Annotated in this window: 18 protein-coding genes; 9 read left to right on the forward strand and 9 right to left on the reverse strand. The window is 65.4% G+C overall.

Going from position 1 to position 18,901, the window contains the following annotated elements; translation table 11 throughout:
* The first annotated feature begins 24 nt into the window (after window positions 1-24).
* Window positions 25-1,224: a globin domain-containing protein gene (locus tag MTX34_RS05000; protein ID WP_243608652.1), complete on the forward strand. Its 1,200-nt coding sequence runs from the start codon at window positions 25-27 to the stop codon at window positions 1,222-1,224.
* A gap of 22 nt (window positions 1,225-1,246) precedes the next feature.
* Here the strand turns inward: MTX34_RS05000 and MTX34_RS05005 are convergent, their stop codons facing one another.
* Window positions 1,247-1,918: a hypothetical protein gene (locus MTX34_RS05005; RefSeq protein WP_243608653.1), complete on the reverse strand. Its 672-nt coding sequence runs from the start codon at window positions 1,916-1,918 to the stop codon at window positions 1,247-1,249.
* Between the two features lie 292 nt (window positions 1,919-2,210).
* Between MTX34_RS05005 and MTX34_RS05010 the strand changes: the two genes are divergently transcribed.
* On the forward strand, window positions 2,211-2,630 hold the full coding sequence (locus tag MTX34_RS05010) for a helix-turn-helix domain-containing protein (protein ID WP_243594622.1): 420 nt from the start codon (window positions 2,211-2,213) through the stop codon (window positions 2,628-2,630).
* 10 nt (window positions 2,631-2,640) lie between these two features.
* Here MTX34_RS05010 and MTX34_RS05015 read toward each other — a convergent pair whose 3' ends face one another.
* The gene (locus MTX34_RS05015; protein WP_243608654.1) at window positions 2,641-2,916 is read right to left on the reverse strand and encodes a DUF2277 domain-containing protein; all 276 of its coding nucleotides are present in this window, start codon (window positions 2,914-2,916) and stop codon (window positions 2,641-2,643) included.
* Between the two features lie 22 nt (window positions 2,917-2,938).
* Window positions 2,939-3,508 (reverse strand): TetR/AcrR family transcriptional regulator, encoded by a 570-nt coding sequence (locus tag MTX34_RS05020; RefSeq protein ID WP_243608655.1) that lies wholly within the window; start codon window positions 3,506-3,508, stop codon window positions 2,939-2,941.
* Window positions 3,509-3,595: 87 nt separating this feature from the next.
* On the opposite strand from MTX34_RS05020, the gene MTX34_RS05025 reads away from it, so the two are divergent.
* Window positions 3,596-4,993: a cytochrome P450 gene (locus MTX34_RS05025; RefSeq protein WP_243608656.1), complete on the forward strand. Its 1,398-nt coding sequence runs from the start codon at window positions 3,596-3,598 to the stop codon at window positions 4,991-4,993.
* Here the strand turns inward: MTX34_RS05025 and dinB are convergent, their stop codons facing one another.
* Window positions 4,994-6,214: a DNA polymerase IV gene (dinB, locus tag MTX34_RS05030; protein ID WP_243608657.1), complete on the reverse strand. Its 1,221-nt coding sequence runs from the start codon at window positions 6,212-6,214 to the stop codon at window positions 4,994-4,996.
* Between the two features lie 133 nt (window positions 6,215-6,347).
* On the opposite strand from dinB, the gene MTX34_RS25940 reads away from it, so the two are divergent.
* Genes MTX34_RS25940 through MTX34_RS05045 form a run of 3 tightly spaced genes read left to right on the forward strand, consistent with a single transcriptional unit; the run spans window position 6,348 to window position 10,290 of the window.
* Window positions 6,348-8,621, forward strand: coding sequence for a bifunctional diguanylate cyclase/phosphodiesterase (locus tag MTX34_RS25940; RefSeq protein ID WP_243608658.1), 2,274 nt, complete (start codon window positions 6,348-6,350; stop codon window positions 8,619-8,621).
* Between the two features lie 11 nt (window positions 8,622-8,632).
* The gene (bluB, locus tag MTX34_RS05040) at window positions 8,633-9,253 is read left to right on the forward strand and encodes a 5,6-dimethylbenzimidazole synthase (protein ID WP_243608725.1); all 621 of its coding nucleotides are present in this window, start codon (window positions 8,633-8,635) and stop codon (window positions 9,251-9,253) included.
* Complete coding sequence (locus tag MTX34_RS05045) at window positions 9,250-10,290, forward strand: hypothetical protein (protein ID WP_243608659.1); 1,041 nt, start codon at window positions 9,250-9,252, stop codon at window positions 10,288-10,290. Before bluB ends, MTX34_RS05045 begins: the two co-directional genes overlap by 4 nt.
* Before the next feature lie 3 nt (window positions 10,291-10,293).
* On the opposite strand, the gene MTX34_RS05050 is transcribed toward MTX34_RS05045, so the two are convergent.
* From MTX34_RS05050 to MTX34_RS05065, 4 genes are all read right to left on the reverse strand, one after another.
* Window positions 10,294-10,806 (reverse strand): DUF427 domain-containing protein, encoded by a 513-nt coding sequence (locus tag MTX34_RS05050; RefSeq protein WP_243594627.1) that lies wholly within the window; start codon window positions 10,804-10,806, stop codon window positions 10,294-10,296.
* Window positions 10,807-10,828: 22 nt separating this feature from the next.
* Window positions 10,829-11,551, reverse strand: coding sequence for a DUF2637 domain-containing protein (locus MTX34_RS05055; protein ID WP_243608660.1), 723 nt, complete (start codon window positions 11,549-11,551; stop codon window positions 10,829-10,831).
* A gap of 313 nt (window positions 11,552-11,864) precedes the next feature.
* Window positions 11,865-12,167 carry a WhiB family transcriptional regulator gene (locus MTX34_RS05060; protein WP_243594630.1) on the reverse strand — a complete coding sequence of 101 codons (303 nt, stop codon included), beginning with the start codon at window positions 12,165-12,167 and terminating at the stop codon, window positions 11,865-11,867.
* Between the two features lie 243 nt (window positions 12,168-12,410).
* On the reverse strand, window positions 12,411-12,971 hold the full coding sequence (locus MTX34_RS05065) for a gluconokinase (RefSeq protein ID WP_243594631.1): 561 nt from the start codon (window positions 12,969-12,971) through the stop codon (window positions 12,411-12,413).
* A gap of 80 nt (window positions 12,972-13,051) precedes the next feature.
* On the opposite strand from MTX34_RS05065, the gene MTX34_RS05070 reads away from it, so the two are divergent.
* Both MTX34_RS05070 and otsB read left to right on the forward strand, forming a co-directional pair.
* Window positions 13,052-13,795, forward strand: a complete 744-nt coding sequence (locus tag MTX34_RS05070) for a FadR/GntR family transcriptional regulator (protein ID WP_243594632.1) — start codon at window positions 13,052-13,054, stop codon at window positions 13,793-13,795.
* Window positions 13,796-13,854: 59 nt separating this feature from the next.
* Window positions 13,855-16,407: a trehalose-phosphatase gene (gene otsB, locus MTX34_RS05075; protein WP_243608661.1), complete on the forward strand. Its 2,553-nt coding sequence runs from the start codon at window positions 13,855-13,857 to the stop codon at window positions 16,405-16,407.
* Between the two features lie 197 nt (window positions 16,408-16,604).
* On the opposite strand, the gene MTX34_RS05080 is transcribed toward otsB, so the two are convergent.
* Window positions 16,605-17,711, reverse strand: coding sequence for a LacI family DNA-binding transcriptional regulator (locus MTX34_RS05080; protein WP_243594634.1), 1,107 nt, complete (start codon window positions 17,709-17,711; stop codon window positions 16,605-16,607).
* A 142-nt stretch (window positions 17,712-17,853) separates the two neighbouring features.
* Between MTX34_RS05080 and MTX34_RS05085 the strand changes: the two genes are divergently transcribed.
* A complete protein-coding gene (locus tag MTX34_RS05085) occupies window positions 17,854-18,873 on the forward strand; it encodes a metal ABC transporter solute-binding protein, Zn/Mn family (protein WP_243594635.1) in 1,020 nt (339 codons plus the stop codon).
* Window positions 18,874-18,901: the final 28 nt, after the last annotated feature.

Below are 18,901 nucleotides of genomic sequence, written 5' to 3' on the forward strand. Positions count from 1 at the left end.
GACAGTCTCGATCGGTCTACTTTGGTGACGGTCGACAGTGTCAATCGGTGGGGGTGGAGGTTGCTCGACGCACGCACGATCTCCCTGGTCCGTACCGGTTTCAAATCCGTCGTGGCCGCGCAGGACGGCCCGGCGCGGTTGTCCAGGTCCTTCTACGCCCATCTCTTCGCCGAGTACCCCGACTTCCGCACCCTGTTCCCAGCATCGATGGACGCGTTGCGCGAACACTTCGTGCTGGCACTCGGCTATGTCTTCGAGCATCTCGACGACACCGACCGGGTCGAACCGTTCCTCGAGCAACTCGGCCGGGACCACCGCAAGCACGGAATCTCGGGCGCACACTTTCGCGCGGGTAGCTCGGCTCTGATCAGCGCCTTCCGTGCCTTTGCCGGCAACGAGGTGTGGACCGACGAGGTCGAGACGGCCTGGACGGACGCCCTCACCGTGGTGAGCAACGCAATGGCCGACGCCGCGGACAACGACGAACTACCGCCGTTCTGGAGTGCCACCGTCGTCGAACATCAGCGGCTTCTCGACGACCTCGCGGTGGTGCGGTTGAAGACCGACGGCGAGATCCCGTACTTCCCCGGGCAGTACGTCAGCGTGCAGATTCCGCAGAGACCCAAACTCTGGCGTTACCTCTCTCCTGCCATCCCCAGCAACCCGTACGGAGAGATCGAGTTCCATGTTCGACGCGTCTCCGGTGGCTGGGTGTCTCCGGCGATGGTCACCGAGACCGCGGTGGGTGATCGCTGGTCCATCAGTCCACCCCTGGGCGGGATGCACATCGATCGCGCGATTCGCGAGGACGTGTTGATGATCGCGGGCGGTACCGGCCTGGCTCCACTGCGCGCGCAGGTGATGGAAATGGCGCAGCGCAGCAACAATCCGCGAGTGCACCTGTTCGTCAGCGGGACGTATCCGTGCGACCTCTACGATCTGGACACCCTCTGGCAGTTGTCGTTGTCGAACCCGTGGCTGACGGTCGTACCGGTGACCGAGGAGCTCGAGAACCCGTGGTGGTATTCGGGTCAGCCGCGCGAACTTCCGTGGGGAATGCACCACCGTCTGCACGGCCCGGTGGGCAAGGTGGTCACCCGGTTCGGCTCGTGGGCCGATCGGCAGATTCAGATCTGCGGGTCGCCGGCGATGGTGCGCACGACGCTCTATGCCCTCCGCAAAGTGGGCACGCCGATGGAACACATTCAGCACGATCCGTTCTGAATCCCGTCCCGCACCGAGAGTGTCAGCTGGACAGCAATTTCGGTGGTGCATCCTCGACGACGCCACCGACCACCAGTCGAGGAGTCCAGGTCTCGGTGATCAGTCTGCCGTCTCCGGCGATGATCGCATCGGGGTCGGGGTCGATCAGAATGGGATACGCGGTGTCCGCGGTGGCTCGGATGTTCTGCACCAGTCGACCGTTCTCGATGGTGTAGTGCACGCGAACCGAATGCAGATCGGAGTCGAAAGCCCATGGGCGACCGATGAATATCACTGCATCGCCATGGTCGTCGAGTACGGTTACCGAGCCGTCACGCTCGAGCCGCAGGCTCCACTGCGGCGGCATCGACGTCGCGAATTCGAACCGGTGCGGCGCTCGTGCGTCGAGCAGGTGGATCATCAGAAGCGCGCCGTCTCGTGGATCTCGTTGAGGGACAACGACTTCGAACGATCCGCATTCGTAGAACCGGGATCCGAACGGTCCTGGGATACCTGCGCCCAGTTCGTCTGCGATGGCAAGTTCGAGCCGCACAGCACCGGAGCCGTTCTCTGCCCGCAGGGTGATCCCCTCGGAGGGGTGCGGCATGGGCGATTCATCGCGCGGGGCATAGGACAGCACCGCGCGCAGCAGCGGCTCGACCACCTCCGCGTCACCGTCTCGTGAATCGAACGTCCGTCGTCGACGATCGGTCATTTTTGCCCCCTTCGCCTGGCAAGTCAGTCTGCCACCGGGGCTCCGATCACGCGTCCGATTCTGCGGAAAACCATTCGTTCGATCCAAACTTGTCGATACAGCCCGGATCGCGCCCGCGCTGCGCATCCAGGTCCGACACGAAACCGATCAGTACGATTTTCGAGTGGGTTTCTGCAGGTCAGCCATGGTTCACCGGTGCCGAAACAGCGGATAGTATGAGCCGGTGCGGTCCGGGGCGGGCCGATCTGCCCGGGTGGGCAGCGGCTGTATCAGGAAGGCACACACTCCCCCGATGTCCGCTGATTTCGCCGCACGTCTCAACCATCTGTTCTCCACGATCCACCCGCCCGGACGCAAGCCACACACCAACGCCGAGGTCGCCGATGCCCTCGCCCGGCGCGGGCACCAGATTTCCAAGCCGTACATCTCGCAATTGCGATCGGGGCAGCGCGCGAACCCGTCCGCGGACACCGTGACGGCGCTGGCCGCGTTCTTCAAGGTCAAGCCCGACTACTTCTTCGACAACATCTACGCGTCCAAGGTCGATCACGACCTCGAACTGCTCAACAGACTGCAGGGATACGGCCTTCGCCGCCTGTCCGCTCGGGCATTCGACCTGTCCGAGGAATCCCAGAACCTGCTCAGTTCGATGGCCGAGAAGCTCCGCGTGAGCGAGGGACTCCCCGCAGTGCCGCCGGACAGCACCCTCTAGGAGGCGACCTTCACGAACCGGCCTTGGCCGCAATCCTCGCCTGCACTTCGGGACGCCTCAACGGCGGCACCGTGGGCGGTGGCTGACGCCGCTCCGGCAGCGCGTCGAGGAGCCGGTGCGTCGTGGCTGTCACCTCGGCGACGGCCGACTCGAAGGCGTCACGGGTGGCGTCGGATGTCTTCTGCACGCCGCTGATCTTGCGGACGTACTGACGCGCCGCCGCTTCGATCTCCTCGTCGGTGGCGTGGGGTTCCAAGCCTCGCAGGGTGGTGATGTTTCGGCACATGCGTCGACGATAACCCCGCAGCTCACACCTCGAGAAGACCTGCCACAGCACGTAGACACACCGCACGGACCTGTTCTCGGTCGACAGTTCTGTGCTCCACCCAGTCCAAGCACACCGCTCGCACGAAGGCCACCCACCCGCGCAGCGCGATGCGGACCATGTCGTCGTCGCGAAATTTCGCGGGCAGAGCAGCCCGGATCCGCTCCTGCTGGATCTCGAACTCGTGCGTGAGAATGTCGTCGATCTTTCGGTCTCCCAGCAGGGATCCGCGGTTGACGGCTCGGACGCCGTGCGCGTGCTCGTCGACGTAGGAGATGTAGGCATCGAGCCCGGCAGCAATCTGCTCGAGGACCGGAAGCGAGGTGTCCGGTGCGGTGACTTCGAGATTGCGCTCGGATTCGGTGCGCACGATCTCGACGAAGAATTCCCGCTTGGACGGGAAGTAGTGGTACATCAGCCCGCGTGAGACGCCCGCAAGATCGGCAACCTCCTCGATCCACACGTCCTCGTAGGGCCGCTCGGCGAACAGTGCCGAGCCGATCTCGAGTAACTGCGCCCGCCGTTGCGCTGGAGTCATCCGCTTTCGAGTCATGGGCCTCGAATGTTACTTGACACGAGTTCAACAGTGAGTACGGTCACTATTAGACACCGATTCAACAAGCGAAACCATGGAGTGGCGATGTCGACAGAGTTCGCGGTACGAAACGTCGCTCTACCTCATCCCCCGTACCGAATTCCCGTGCTCGGTGACATCGTCGGCGTCGATCCCCGCACCCCCATCCAGGATTCGACCGCCCTGGCCGGGCGCCTCGGCCCGATGTTCGAGCGAAACATCCTCGGCCGACGCTTCGTCTTCGCCGCAGGTGCCGACGTGGCGGGCGAACTGTGCGACGAGAAGCGGTTCGAGAAATTCCTACCTCCCGGCGTCGAGAACCTCCGAGACATCGGGGCCGACGGGCTGTTCACCGCCTACAACCACGAGCCGAATTGGCAACGGGCGCATGACCTGTTGCGTCCAGCGTTCACCGCCGGTGCCATGCGCGGTTATCACGAGATCATGGTCGACGTCGCAGACGATCTGATCGCGCACTGGGAAGATCGCTCGCGCGCAGGTGCGACGACCGACGTGTCCTCGGACATGACGAAGCTGACGCTCGAGACCATCGGTCGCACCGGATTCAGTTACAGCTTCGGGTCGTTCGAGCGAACCGAGCCGCATCCTTTCGTCTCCGCCATGGTCGGCGCTCTGACGTACAACCAGCGGCGGTCGTTGCTGAAGATCCCTGCGTTCGCCAAGCCCCTGTTCGCTCGGTCGGACCGCACCTACGCGCACAACAAGCAGTATCTGGCCGACGTGCTCGCGGACGTCGTACGGACCAGGCGCCGATCCACCGACGAGTTCACCGACCTGCTGCAGATCATGATGGACGCGGCTCGCGATGCCGACAATCCGAATGCACTGAGCGAAGCCAACATCGGGTACCAGATCCTGACGTTCCTGATCGCCGGGCACGAGACCACCTCCGGCGCACTGTCGTTCGCGCTGTACTACCTGGCAACCCATCCAGAGGTCTTCGAGCGCGCCCGCGCCGAGGTCGACGAGGTGTGGGGTAGCGACAAGCCCGAGTTCGGCCAGGTGCCGAAGCTGCGGTACGTCCGCCGAGTCCTCGACGAATCATTGCGCCTGTGGCCGACGGTTCCCGCGTTCGGGCGAGGAGCGCGGGCCGAGACCGTCGTCGGCGACGGCTACCGGATGGCTGCAGGAGACTGGGCGATCGTGCTGGTGACGGCTCTGCATCGAGATCCGGTGTGGGGTGAGCGTCCCCAGGATTTCGATCCCGACAATTTTCTACCCGCACGCATCAAGGCGCGCCCGGCGCACGTCTACAAACCGTTCGGAACCGGCGAACGCGCGTGCATCGGAAGGCAATTCGCCATTCACGAAGCGGTCCTGATACTCGGAACCATTCTGCAGCGCTTCGATCTGCGAGCCGACCCGTCGTATCGCCTGCAGGTCGTGGAACGACTGACCATGATGCCCACGGGCTTTCGGGTGCACCCGTCCGTCCGCAGGTAGTCAGTCGGGCAGCAGGGGAACCGAGATTCCCGGATCACGCCCGAGCAGCACCCCGCGGGTGAGCGAGGTGGATCCGAACTTCTTGTGCACCCCGTCGAGCGCGCGGTCGAGCGCCGATGCCTCCGGCGGCGTCCGCACCGACGGTGGGTCGAACTGCAACTCCAGTTGCTCCGCTCCGCCCTTGTCGATACTCGAGACGGTGACCCCGACGAGGGTGATGCCCTTCTCCGCGATCAGCGGTGCCGCGTCGCGGAGCAGTTCGAGTGCGGCATCGAGGATGTCGCGGGTGTCGGCGGTCGCACGATCGAGTGTGTGCGACCGGGTGACGCGGGTGAAGTCGGCAAAACGCAAGCGCAGCATGACAGTTCGACCGGTTCGCTGCGCGCCCCGCATCCTGTACGTGACGCGATCGACGAGACCGATCAGTGAGGCCTCCACCTCGGACGCGTCGTGCCTGCCGCGGCCGAGTGCTCGCTGTGCGCCGATGGAACTGCGCGACTTTCCGGGTTGGACGCGTCGCGGATCCCGGCCCATGGCGAGCGCGTACAGGTGCGCACCTGCGCCCTTGCCGAGCACCGAGGCCAACGACCGCTCGCCGTAGGCTGCAATATCGCCGACGGTCCTGATGTCGAGGACGTGCAGCTTCTCGGCGGTCACTTTGCCGACGCCCCACAGTCTTTCGATGTTCAGTGGATGCAGGAACTCGAGTTCGCCGCCGGGCGGAACGAGGAGTAGACCGTCTGGCTTGGCGAAAGCGCTGGCCACTTTCGCCAGGAACTTGGTGGTCGCGATCCCGACAGTGATCGGCAGTCCCACCTGCTCGGCCACGTCCCGACGCAGTTGCTCCCCGATCTCGAGGGCGCTGCCCGAGATCTTGCGGAGACCGCCGACGTCGAGGAACGCCTCGTCGATGGAGATGCCCTCCACCAACGGCGTGGTGTCGTGAAAGACGTCGAACACGTCCTTGCTGGCCTGCGAGTACGCCGCCATGCGCGGCGGGACCACGATGGCCTGTGGGCACACCGCACGCGCCTGACCACCGCTCATCGCCGTGCGCACCCCGAACGCCTTGGCCTCGTAGCTGGCGGCGAGCACCACTCCCCCGCCCACGATGACCGGCTTTCCACGGAGTCGCGGATCGTCGCGCTGCTCCACCGAGGCATAGAAGGAGTCGAGGTCGGCGTGCATGATGCTCGCCAGGTTCTGGGCAGTCGACTCCATCGATCCATGCTCGCACGTACTACCGACATTCTCGTCGTGCACAACCCGAGCAATAGGGTGCACGAAGTGACCCAGATCACCGAGTGTGCCATTGTTGAAGCCGTCGGATCGGCGTGAACGGCTGGAGAAAATCGTGACGGCCTGGTGGCGGTGGTACGCAGTGCTCGGCGCAGTCGGCTGCGCCGCTTACTTCGTGGCCCCGACCACAGTCTGGGGCCAGTCGGTCTTCGTGCTCGTCGGAGCCTCCGCCGTCGCCGCGACTGTCATCGGCACCAGAATGCACCGGCCACGGAACCGCACGGCGTGGCTGGCCATCGCCGCAGGAACAGGCCTGTGGGTGATCGGTGACATCGTCTACGAGTGGATCCACATCACCCGGGGCAGCGTCCCGGATCCGTCGCTCGCAGACGCGGTCTACCTCGTCGGCTATCCGGTCTACGGTTTCGGCCTGTTTCTCCTGGCGCGTCACAAGTGGCGGGCGAGCGAACGCGGCCACGTCGCCAACAGCGCCATCATCATGGTCGCATTCGGACTGCTCACCTGGGTGTTCGCCGTACAGCCGTCGCTCGGCGACGGCGGTAGCTCGGGGATCGCCGGTCTGGTCGACGTCGCGTACCCCGCCATGGACATCTTCCTGCTGGGGCTACTGGCCCACTTCGTCGGCTCGCGGCAGTGGCGCGCGTTGTCCTACCGGTTGCTGACAGCAGCAGTTCTGCTGTTGGTAATCACCGACACCGTGAACAATTTCTCGATGGTCACGGAATCCTCGTCGGAACGGTCGTTGTTCGACGTCGGATGGACCATCTCCTACGTCCTCATCGGCGTCGCCGCCCTCCACCCGTCCATGCGGCGCATCACCAACCCGAACATCGAGTCCGACGCCCACCTGATGGCGTCCTTCACCACCCCCACGGTCGTCGTCCTGACCGCGGCCACCCTGACCGCGCCCGTCGTGATGGTCATCGAGGTCCTTCGCGAAGAACCGATTGCCCAGTGGGGCTGGGCGGTGCTGCTCTGCGCCGGGGCATTGGTGATTCTGGTGATCTTCCGCATCACCGACCTGTTGCGGTTGTTGCACACCCAAACGGTCCAGTTGCGCGCCGTCGCCGACAGCGACCACCTCACCGGCCTCGCCAATCTCCGTGCCCTGGAACATCGCGTCTGGGGCAATGCCGGTGAGTCGACCTTGCTGACTGTCGATATCGATCGTTTCAAGGAGATCAACGACACGTTCGGACGCGGTCTCGGCGACCGCGTCCTCGTGGCGGTCGCCGAGCGCCTGAGAGGCGTTGCCGACGACTCGATCCTGTTGGCGCGCTTGGCCGGTGACGAGTTCGCCCTGTGCGGGCCGTCGGAGTCGATGGATCCGGCCGCGCTGGCGCGCGAGATTCAGAACCGATTCACCACACCCTTCGCGGTGGGGAACACGACCCTGCTGATCGAAGCGAGCGTCGGCGTCGCGTCGACTTCCCCGGCCGTGGAGGGTGCGGACGAGACCACACCGGATCGCCTCGTGCAGCACGCAGACCTCGCCGTTCAGGCCGCCAAGGCGACTCAGTCGCGCATCGCGTTCTACGACCGATCGATGGACCGGAACAAGAGCGAACAACTCATCATGCTCGGCGAGCTCAACACTGCTCTCGAATCCGACCAGCTACGACTGCACTACCAACCCCAGGTCGACCTCACCTCCATGAGGATCGTGGGCGTGGAGGCGCTACTGAGGTGGCACCACCCCGACGGCTCCGTTCTGTCCCCGAGCGCGTTCCTGCCCACCGCCGAACGCACCGGACTGATCCGGCCGTTGACGAGCTACGTCCTCACCCATGCCCTCGCCCAACGCGGGCGGTGGATGGCCGAGGGGCTGGAGTTGAGCATCGCCGTCAACATCTCGACTCGCAATCTGTTCGACGACACCCTGATCGAGCAGGTGAGCGCGGCGCTGCAGCAATTCGATTGCCCTCCAGGTCGATTGACCCTGGAAGTGACCGAGTCATCGGCGATGACCGATCCGGCGGGCGCGATCGAGACGCTGTCGATTCTTCACGCGATGGGTGTGCAGGTCGCCATCGACGACTACGGCACGGGGTACAGCTCGCTCGCCTACATAGAGCGGTTGCCGGTGCAGGAGCTCAAGATAGACAAGACGTTCATCGGGGGTATGGCCCACAACTCCGCGCACGCAGCCATCGTGCGATCGACCGTCGAACTCGCCCGTACGCTGGGATTGTCGGTGACGGCAGAGGGAGTGGAGGACGAGGTGACGATGATGACGTTGCGGGAACTGCGGTGCAGTCGTGCGCAGGGTTACCACCTCGGCAGGCCCACCTCGGCGGATCGATTGCCCGCCCTGGTCGCCGAGATCGACGATCGTCTGAACACTGCTACAGGAGAACGGATATCATGACCGAGGCAGCCCTGTCGGTATATGCGGCCATTCGATCTCGCCGCGACGTCCGCGCCGAGTTCGACGGAACCGTCGTCGACGACGAGACCCTGCGGCGCATCCTCGGCGCAGCACATCAGGCCCCGAGCGTCGGCAACACCCAGCCCTGGGACTTCGTGGTGGTCCGCAAACCCGACACTCTGAGCGCGTTCGCCGCGCATGTGGCCGGTTGCCGTCGGGACTTCGCGGACAAGCTCGACGACGAACGCCGAAAAACCTTCGACCCCATTCGCATCGAGGGGATCGAGACGAGCGGAACCGGCGTAGTCGTCACCTACGATCCCGACCGGGGAGGACGGCACGTCCTCGGCCGCGACACCGTCGACGACACCGGACTGTTCTCCGCCGTACTCGCCATCGAAAACCTCTGGCTCGCAGCGATAGCCGAGAACGTCGGCGTCGGCTGGGTCTCGTTCTACGACGAGGAATACCTCACCGGACTGCTCGACATCCCCGCACCGGTCCGCCCGATCGCCTGGCTGTGCGTCGGCCCGGTCGAATCGTTCCAGGAGGTACCCGATCTGGAACGCTTCGGCTGGCGCACCCGTCGTCCACTCGACGATGCCCTGCACTTCGAGCAGTACCGCCGATGAGGGCGCGCCTGGTTGCAGTTGCGGCCGCATTCCTGGTGGCGGCCGGATGCTCCTCCGGAACACCTGCCGAACCACCCCCTCCCGCAACGACTCCCGCTGCCGAGCCCGCACAGGCCCCGGACTCGGCCGACCCGATCGGCACCGTCGTTCCACTTCCGGGCGCACCCGAGGGTGTCGTGGTCGGAACGTCCGGGATCGCTGCTGCCGGGGTGCGTGAGCCCGACGGCGTAGTGCTGTTCGACGCGGCCACCGGCGTCGTGCGGCAGATGGTGCCGACGACGGGTGCGCCGCGCCATCTCTCGCTCGCCGGGCCGGACGGACCGGTGTTGGTTCCGCTCGAGGGCAGCGACGAACTGCTCGAGATCTCGCTCGCCGACGGCGCGATTCTGTCGACCGCCACCGGGGTGGGGCGTCAGCCCCACGACGCCGTGCAGACCTCCGACGGCACCATCGTGGCCACCAACGAGATGGGCGGCGGAGTGATATTCCTGCGCGACGGGTCGGTGGTGGGAGAACTACCGCCCGGTCCCGTCCAACCCGGTGGTGTCGCCGCTCTCGGCCCGTTCGCTGCCGTCGCAGATGTGCAGGGCAACGGTGTGTGGGTCTACGACGGTGCGACGCAGCAGGAGGTGGCGCAGGCTCCGATCGGCGTCAAGCTCACGCACGCGGTGACGGTGAATCAGACGGTGGCCGGGTTCGCCGACACCGACGGCGGCACGGTTCTTCTCGCATCGGTCGACCCTGACGGGGACATTCGTCAGATCGCATCGATCGATGCGCCCGGCAACCCGTACGGGCTCGCCGTGGATCCCGAACGCCGGCTGCTGTTCGTGACGCTGACCGCGTCGAACGTACTGCGGGTGGTCGACGTGTCCGATCCCGCTGCTCCGCGCACCCTGGGCGATGTCCCGACGGTGACGCAGGCCAATTCGGTTGCAGTCGATCCGCGGACCGGCGACGTGCTGGTCACCGGCAGCGACCCGGGCGCGAGCAGTTCGATTCAGATCATCACGCGCGCCGAGTTGCCCGTCGGGTGAGTGTCACCAGCCGTAGGAGCCCGGGATCCCTTTGAACGGGCCCACCACGTCGTCGGTGATCCAGCCCTCGTAGAACCCGCCTTCCTGGGGCCGGACCGCTTCGCCGTCGATCTCGCAGTCGAGGCGACTCGGCGAGAAGGCGAGGTATCCGGCGATCTCGGCGAAACGCGGAGTGGGGTTCTCGTAGCTCCAACCCGCTGCGGGTGCGACGGCATCTCCGCCGTGTACGTCCCAGTAAGTGGCAGCACCCTTCCACTCGCAGTGCGTCGAGCGGGCGTCCGAGGGCGTCAATGCACCTGGAACCACGTCTGCGGGAGAGATGTACCAGGTCGGTGGGTGGCTCGTCTCGAGCACTCGATATGCGGCGGTGGTGCGGGCGACCACCTCGCCGCCGAGCCGAACGACGAGGGAACGGTTCGAGGACTCGAGCTTGGGTGGTCGAGGGTAATCCCAGACGGACTCCTGGCCCGGCTTCGGCTTCTCGGGAACAACGGATCTCGGCAAGTGTGAACTCATCCTTCGATGGTGCCACCGGCCGTCACGGTGCGTCGACGGGATAGAGATCGTCCACCCGTTCCTCGTCGAGAATCCAGCGATCCACCTCGTCGAGCGGTTCGACCGTGCGCACCGAGGTGACCGGGCTTTCGGGCGGGCGCTGTTCGATGCGGACCGGTTCGATGCGGACCGGTTCGGTGCGCTCGATCGGCGCGGGTGCCGGAATCTCCGGGGTGGGGAATTCGGGCGCAGGTGTCACGGGTTCGACTCTCGGGACCGCGATGGCCACCTCTTCGGGGGCGGATTCTTCGGTGACGGGTTCTTCTTCGGCGATGTCGACGGTCTTCGGCAGTTCAGCCGGTACCCGGACGAGGATGCCGAGTCCGTGGGTTGCGGCCAACAGGCTCACCGGGGCGACAGTGGCAATGGCCGCGGACAGGGCGGGATGCAGCGTGCCGGCGTCGGAGATGAAGGCGTGCATGGCATTTGCCCCGATACTCACCAGAGCTGCCGTGATCAACACACCCCAGAAGAAGCGTCGACCACTGCGTTGATCCTCGAATTGAGCGAGCGCAATGACGGAGATCGTGGCCTGCAGAATGGTGCCGTCGACGATCACCGGCCACAGCCACGACAGCGAACGCGGAACGCCTGCCATCGTGGCGAGATCCCACAGTGCCGCGAAACTGAGCACGAAGGACGCGATTCCGATGACGGTGGTGATGACGACCGCACTGACGAGCGTCGCACGCAGGACCTTGTTCATGGATCGTCATGAAACACGAAGCCACCGACAAGTTCGGTGGAGGCTGCGACGGTCAGGGCGCGAATGTCGATCGGCCGCGCGTCACAGCGGTGTCGACAGCGAGTGCGCCGAGGTAAGGCCGAGTAGTCCTGCGCGTTGTGATCGCCTCGCTGCGGCCCAGTATTGTCGCCCAGCATCCTTCGCACACGCGCGCGCGTTTGTCAGAGGCGCGCGGAATCGCTTTGCGAGCGTTGACAATTGTGAACGCGTCTGGCGAATGCGCGCGCATTTGCCATCATCCCCGCTGCCACCGCGCCGACGTGCTCTCGCAGAATCAAGCGGTTCGGACGGCTCCGCGGTAGAAGTCGGCGCGATCGTGTGCAGACATTCCGCCCCACACGCCGTAGGGCTCGTTCGCTTCGAGTGCATGCCGGCGGCATTGTTCGAGTACCGGGCAGCGGCCGCAGACCTGCTTGGCGGACTTCTCTCGCGAGGTGCGGGCGCGACCTCGTTCACCTTCGGGATGGAAGAAGACGGACGAGTCCAATCCGCGACACAGGCCGTCGAGTTGCCAGTCCCAGACATCTGCGTTGGGAACGGGAAGTTGAACCGGCCTGGCGGGTGCGCCTCGCACCATGAGCTGTCTCCTCACTGAAAAGTGAACAAGCTCACCTTCTCGCATTCGTCATACTTTTACAAGTCCTTTCGGTCATTCGTAGTACTTAAAAGCAAGCGTGCTTGCTTGGAATATGCACGTTCAGTGCAGCCGTCAGCAGACCTGCGCCCCGTTTGCGGCCCCAGGGGCGAATGAATGTCGCATTGCCCCAGTCAGACCGACTGAAGGTCACATTGATCCCCCATCGCGGTCACGATCCGGTAGTCAGTGACTCTCCGACATTCCCGCGCGCTTCTCGAGTTCGAGCAGAATGTGCTCGGCGATCTTGGTCGGCGGCGGACCGATGTCGACGACGATGGAGTTCTCGTCCTCACCCAGCGGCTCGAGGGTCGAGATCTGCGTGTCGAGCAGCGAGGACGGCATGAAATGGTCCATCCGAGCATTGAGCCGACCGCTGATCCGATCCTTGGTTCCGGCCAGATGCACGAAGATCACCTCCGACCCCTCCCTCGACCCCGCGGCCAGCACGTCCCGATACGTCCGCTTGAGCGCCGAGCACGTCACGATCCCCGACCGGCCCGTCGTGGTGTGGTCGGTGATCCATTCCGCGATCACGTCGAGCCACGGCCACCTGTCCTCGTCGGTCAGCGGCTGACCGGCCGCCATCTTTGCCACGTTGGCCTCCGGATGCAGGTCGTCGCCCTCCTGCAGGTCCCATTTCAACGCGCCGGCGAGAATTCCCGCCACCGTCGACTTGCCCGATCCGGACACTCCCATCACCACGAGAACCGGATGATGCGCTCTGCCTGTCGTCTGTGATGCCATCCCTCGATACTGCTCCATTGCGCCCGCCTGGATCGGACAGACGCGAGAAACCGGGCAACCCGTGGGACGATCGATCGGACATGAGCGAGACCAACGACTTCCGCCAACTGCACGATTCGGTGCTCGACGAACTCGGGCGCGACATCGTCAGCGGCGCGATTCCGAGCGGAACCCGAATCTCGGCCGACGACGTCGCCGTGCGATTCACCGTGTCGCGAACCGTCGTGCGAGAAGTGGTTCGTGTCCTGGAATCGCTGGGGTTGCTCACCGTGCGTCGGCGCGTGGGAATCACCGTGCAGGGCTCGCAGAACTGGAACTCCCTCGATCCGGTGGTCATCCGCTGGCAACTCGCAGGGCCTGCGCGCGCCGAACAACTACTGCTGCTCAGCGAACTACGTTCGGGCATCGAGCCGTTGGCGGCCAAACTCGCCGCGCATCGAGCAACACCGGAGCAATGCGGTGCGTTGACGGCCGCCGTCATCGGAATGTCGTCGACGTCGAGAGCAGCCGACTCCGACGCCTACCTCGCCCACGACTGCAATTTCCATCGCACCTTGCTCGCCGCGTCGGGCAATCCGATGTTGCGGTCCATGTCCGACATCGTGGTCGAGGTTCTCGCCGGCCGAACCCGCCACGCCCTGATGTCGAGACAGGCCGACCCGGAGGCCATCCGTCTGCACGGCGTCGTCGCGTCGTCCATCCAATCCGGCGACGCCGAGGCCGCCCAGCGAGCCATGTTGGCCATCGTCACCAAATCCGCCGCGTCGATGTCGGCGGCCTCGGGTGTGACGCCGTCGCCCGGTCTGGTGCCCGACCAGCAGTGATACACCGAGCGCACAAAGCCAGCTACACCGAGGCGGGGTTCATCGCCTAGATTCGACGGGTGACTGCTCTCGAATTGCCGCTCGAACTTCGCCGCGCGCTCGTTGGAGTAGCTCGGACTCCGCGCCTGCTCGTCGCATCCGATTACGACGGCACCATGGCACCGATCGTCTCCGACCCGCAGAAGGCCTTCCCCCACCCCGAGTCCGTCAGCGCCATGCGCGGGCTGGCCTCACTGGCCGGTACCAACGCTGCCGTCATCTCCGGACGTGCACTCAGGGATCTCGCGATACTCTCTCGGCTGCCGTCCGAGGTGCAGCTGGTGGGCAGCCACGGCAGTGAGTTCGACGCCGGATTCATCAACGCCATCGACGAGGACGCCAAGAAGCTCCTCACTCTCATCACCGGAGAACTGCAGGCCATCGCCGACGCCCATCCCGGCGTGAGTGTCGAAACCAAGCCGGCCAGCGTCGCGCTGCACGTGCGCAACGCCGAGACCGCTGCCGGTGACGAAGCGCTCGCCGCCGTGCGATCCGGCGCTGCGGCCCGGGACGGTGTGCAGGTCACCGAAGGCAAGTCGGTGATCGAGTTGGCCGTCATCGTGACCGACAAGGGCGTTGCCCTCGACATTCTTCGCCACCAGGAAGCAGCTACTGCCGCAGTCTTTTTCGGCGACGACGTCACCGACGAGAAGGCCTTCGGGCGCCTGCACGGTCCGGACATCGGCGTCAAGATCGGACCGGGCGACACCCTCGCGGAGTTCCGCATCGACAGCACCGAGCAGGTCGCACTCGCACTGGCGTTCCTGCTGGAAGAGCGTCGGCAGTGGCTTTCGGGAGCCGACGCCCCGCGCATCGAGCGACTGACGATGCTGGCCAGCCCCAATGCCGTTGCGCTGCTGACCCCCGACGCCGACGTCACGTGGCTCTGCCACCCCGAACCCGATTCCGCAGCCGTGTTCGCGCACCTGCTCGGCGGCGATCAGGCGGGCCACTTCAGCGTCGGACCCACCCGAGCGTCGTTGCCACTGAGCCAGCAGTACGTGGACGGCACGATGACGGTGCAGACCAAGTGGGCCAGCCTTCAGGTCACCGACTATCTGCCGCACGACATCGGCCAGGGCCAGACCGCGTTGACGCGCGTCATCACCGGCAAAGCCACCGCCGTGGTGACCTTCGCGCCGCGTCCGGAATTCGGAAAGGCCTGGGCCTCACTGGAACCCGACGCCGACGGCCTGCGCGTTCTCGGTACCGCAGATCCGATGGTGCTGCGCAGCCCCGGCGTCACCTGGAACATCGTCTCCGACGGGTCTCAGCAGACCGCACACGCCGAGATCGATCCGTCCGATGGGCCGATCGTGCTCGAATTACGCCTCGGCACAGACGATCTGACCGAACACCCATGGGAGGAGGTGGAGCGTCGCCGCGCCTCGGAGGCGTACTGGAAGGACTGGGCCGACGGCCTGGACCTGCCTCCGCTCAAGCGCGATCTGATGAAGCGCTCGGCCCTGACCCTGCGTGGGCTCGTACACGCCGAATCCGGTTCGATCATGGCCGCAGCAACCACCTCCCTGCCCGAAGACATCGGCGGAGTGCGTAACTGGGATTACCGCTACTGCTGGCTGCGCGACGCCGCACTCACCGCAGCCGCACTCGTCGACGTCGGATCGACTGCCGAGGCCGAGAACTACCTGTCGTGGATTCACGGTGTACTGGAATCGGTATCGGGCCCCGAGCGTCTGCACCCGCTCTACACAATCTGGGGTCTCGGACTTCCGCCCGAGGCCGTCATCGACGAACTGCCCGGCTACGCCGGCTCGCGTCCGGTGCGCGTGGGAAATGCTGCCAATCAACAGGTTCAGCTCGATGTCTTCGGTCCCATCGTCGAACTGGTGTCCGCTCTCGCCCATGCCCGCAAGGCCGCAGGATCGGACCACGGCCTCTCCGACGACGATTGGGAACTCGTCCGCGCCATGGTCGAAGCCGTCGAGCGTCGCTGGTTCGAGCCCGACCACGGCATCTGGGAAATCCGCGACAATCCCCGTCACCACGTCTACTCCAAGGTGATGGGCTGGATCACCGTCGATCGCGCCATTCGACTGGCCGAATCCTTCGGTCGCACAACAGAACCCGGCTGGGCATCTTTACGCGAGACCATCCGCGAGGAAGTACTCGCCAACGGATGGAACGAGGAAGTGCAGTCCTTCACCGCCGCGTACGACGGCACGGATCTCGACGCCGCGACGCTGTTCATCGGCCTCTCCGGACTGATCGAGCCGACAGACCCACGTTTCGCGGCCACCGTCACCGCCACCGAGGCCGAACTGCGCAGCGGATCGACCGTGTACCGCTACCGCCACGACGACGGTCTCCCCGGCGGCGAAGGCGGCTTCCACCTCTGCGCCGCCTGGCTCGTCGAGGCATACCTGTTGGTGGGGCAGCGCGCAGAAGCCGAAGCACTGTTCGCTCAACTCGTCAGTGCCGCAGGCCCCACCGGACTGCTCAGTGAGGAATACGACCCCATCGCCGAACGCTCGCTCGGCAACCATCCGCAGGCCTACAGTCACCTCGGTCTACTGCGTTGCGCGAGATTGCTCAGCGCCCAGCCTGCCTGACCCCCGCTCGCACCCCACCCCTGCCCCGCCACCCCCGCTCGGCGTCAATGGACCACTGCACACGTCTGCCCCGTGCAGTGGTCCATTGACCCACCGGGGTCTGCTGCGTGAGTGTCACCTTGCATACGTCTGAACCGTGCAATGGTCCATTGACGCGGACGGGGGTGAACCTGCGGGCGAGCGGGCGACGGCAAAGGTCAGGCGATAGCGGGCGGCTGTTTCGGCGGCGGTCCTGCGGTTCGGCCGCGGAAGAGTTCGGTCGGCAGGGTTTCGGCGGCGACGATTCCCGAGTGCGAGGACGAGAGCACCAGTTTGCCTGCTCGACGACCTTTTTCCTCGGCGTCCTGGCGCACGGTGGTGAGGTTCTCGCGAATGGCGTCGGAGATGCCGTCGAATCCGGTGACCGAGAGTTGGCTCGGCACATCGATTCCGGAGACTCGGGCGAAGTTGAGTGCGCCGAGGGCGATGACGTCGGTGGTGCAGAGCAGCGCGGTGGTTTCGCGGTTGGCCTGGAGTGCCTGGGCGGCGGCGGAGTGCCCGGAGCGAACGGTGTGGTCGAAGCGTTCCACGACGGTGAGGATGTCGGGGTCGAGCCCCGCGTCGATCATGGCCGCTTGGACTCCGGCGATACGTTCGCGTTGGACGTGGAAGTGACTGTCCGCCAGCCGCCCCGGGGGTACGACGCCATCGCGCCGGTCACGTCCGAGGCGCATGCACAGCACGGCAAGGTGTTCGTGCCCCTGCGAGATAAGATGTGCGGCAAGCATTTTCATCGCGCCGCGATCGTCGATGGCGACGAGAGCAGCCTCGGGAATGTTGCGTGGTTGATCGCAGACGACGATCGGAAGGTGACGTTCACGCACCGCAGCGAGGTACGGGTCGTCGTCGGCGACGGAGTAGACGACGAATCCGTCGACTCCGGCTTGTTGGACGACGGCGGCGGCTTGGACGTCGTCGCGTTCGGCTCCGGCGGGGATGAGCAGTAGGCCCTGCCCCGCGGCTTCGCAGGACTCGGCGAGTCCGGCGAGAAAGCTCATCGCGGCGGGGTCGCGGAAGGAGTAGCTCAGAGCTTCGGTGAGAAGCAATCCGATCGCCCCGGCCTTGCGGGTGCGCAGTGATCGGGCAACCGGATCGGGGCCGGCGTATCCGCGGCGCTTGGCGGCCTGGAGGACGCGTTCACGGAGTTCCGGGGAGAGCTGATCGGGTCGGTTGTAGGCGTTCGAGACGGTGGTGCGCGATACCTTGAGCTCGGCTGCGATCGACGCCAACGTCGCCTGACGTCGCGGTTCGCTTGACCTGGCCATAACCGGGACGTTAGTCCCACTACGCACCGCAGAGAAAGTCGAGGTCGCGTTTCGTCCGATTCGATCCGCGACCCCGCTGCACGCTAGAGTACAACGGTAACGGTTTCCATTAGCGTCAAGTTCCGCTCACAGGAGTACATCGATGTCGTCCATCCATCGCGCGTCCCGGACCAAGCTCACGGCTGCACTGGGCCTGACCTGCGCCGCAGCTCTCACGCTCAGCGCGTGCAGCTCCACCGAATCCGCGAGCACCGAGTCCGCACCGGCCACCGCCGTCGACGGACCGATCACGATCGTCGCCTCCACGAATGTCTGGGGAAGCGTCGCCGAGGCGGTTGCAGGCGACCTGGCAACAGTGACGTCGATCATCTCCGATCCCTCCGCCGACCCGCACTCCTACGAGGCGAGCCCGGCCGACGCGGCTGCCGTCGCCGAGGCGTCGCTCGTGGTCTTCAACGGTGGCGGCTACGACCAGTTCATCGAGGACATCCTCGGCTCCGAGGGCCAGGACGTACCGTCGGTCGACGCCTACGCCCTGCTCGACGAGAGCCACGATCATGATTCCGAGCCCACCTCCGACGAAGCGACGCCGGAAGCAGAAGCAACGGACGGTGACGGCCATTCGCACGGCGAGGTCAACGAGCACGTCTGGTACAACGCCGAGGTGGCAGCGCACACGGCCGAGGAGATCGCCGACAAGCTCGGTCAGCTCGACCCCGACAACGCCGCGCAGTACACCGCCAACGCCGAGACCTTCCACGAGCAGGTGCACGGCATCACCGACGTGACGGCGAAGATCGCCGCGGACTTCCCCGATGCACCGGTGGCACAGACGGAGCCGATCGCGCACTACCTCATCGAGGAGTCCGAACTCGACGACCGCACTCCCGAGGACTTCAAGGACGCGATCGAGGAGGGCAACGACCCGTCGCCCGCGTCGATCGCCGCGACCCGCGATCTGTTCACTTCCAAGTCCGTTCGCGCGCTGGTCTACAACATTCAGACCGAGGATGCGGTCACCCAGGACATCCGCTCCACCAGCGAGGCCGCGGGCATTCCCGTCGTCGAGGTCACCGAAACGCTCCCCGCAGGCATGACGTACATCGAGTGGCAGACCAAGGCTGCGACCGATCTGCAGGCCGCTCTCACCACCGCCTCCTGACCCGATCCGCGGTGATGGAAAGCTGTAG

The organism is Rhodococcus sp. ARC_M5, assembly GCF_022810405.1.
Classification (GTDB): domain Bacteria; phylum Actinomycetota; class Actinomycetes; order Mycobacteriales; family Mycobacteriaceae; genus Rhodococcoides; species Rhodococcoides navarretei.